Here is a 620-nt window from a genome sequence, read left to right as displayed (position 1 = left end):
AAGCAACAGCGGCAAGGCCCGTGCAGACCTGTTGCCGGAGGTGCTGCAACTCAAGGCTCAGGGCTACAGTAACCGCGACATTGCCGAGGATCTGCAAATCTCGGCCAGTACCGTCAGCCTGTATCTCAAACGTGGGCGCGAGTGATCGAAACAAAGCCATATCAGATAACAGCGCCCGAAGGGCGTTTTTGTCTGATATGGCTTTGCCTTAGAGAGCGGATCTTGGCGAGGTGGGCACGCGCCCGAACCGGAGGCCGTCCATAGGCCGTTGGTTTGGCCTGTGGGCGGGGGCGTTGTCCACGGAGCGGGGTGAGGCTGGCCTTTGTCTTGGCCCTCAACGACTGCTCAGGTCGATCTCGATACGCCGAAAGCCAATGCCATTGGCGGTGTTGGCGGCGGCATCGATGCTCTTGAACACCCGCCAGCCACCGCGCTGTCGTTCCAGGACAATGGTCTCGCTCTGTTTACCGAACTTCACCAGGTGCAGGTGGTATCCGGCTCCCATCGGAGTGGGTGCGATCAGGGCTTTGGCAAACCCGCCCTGGTCGAACGTCCACTTTGCTTGCAGCTCTTCCATATCAAATCGCGCCTTTGATTCGTCAAATTAATAAAATGATTCT

The 620-nt window shown here is 57.9% G+C and carries 2 protein-coding genes; one reads left to right on the top strand and one right to left on the bottom strand.

What is annotated here, in order from left to right; genetic code table 11:
• The coding region (locus tag JWG43_RS20390; protein ID WP_371925218.1) for a LuxR C-terminal-related transcriptional regulator at positions 1-145 on the top strand (145 nt) is incomplete at its 5' end.
• Positions 146-334: 189 nt separating this feature from the next.
• On the opposite strand, the gene JWG43_RS17665 is transcribed toward JWG43_RS20390, so the two are convergent.
• A complete protein-coding gene (locus JWG43_RS17665) occupies positions 335-577 on the bottom strand; it encodes a plasmid replication protein RepB (RefSeq protein ID WP_103859311.1) in 243 nt (80 codons plus the stop codon).
• Positions 578-620 lie beyond the last annotated feature (43 nt).

The organism is Desulfobulbus alkaliphilus (assembly GCF_016918545.1).
GTDB lineage: Bacteria > Desulfobacterota > Desulfobulbia > Desulfobulbales > Desulfobulbaceae > Desulfobulbus > Desulfobulbus alkaliphilus.
Note: the sequence above shows the minus strand (reverse complement) of the source record. Positions and strands in the feature narration are given on the sequence as shown.

Excerpts from the sequence above, each read along its gene's own strand:
- JWG43_RS17665 (WP_103859311.1), bottom strand. The coding sequence starts at position 577 with ATGGAAGAGCTGCAAGCAAAGTGGACGTTCGACCAGGGCGGGTTTGCC.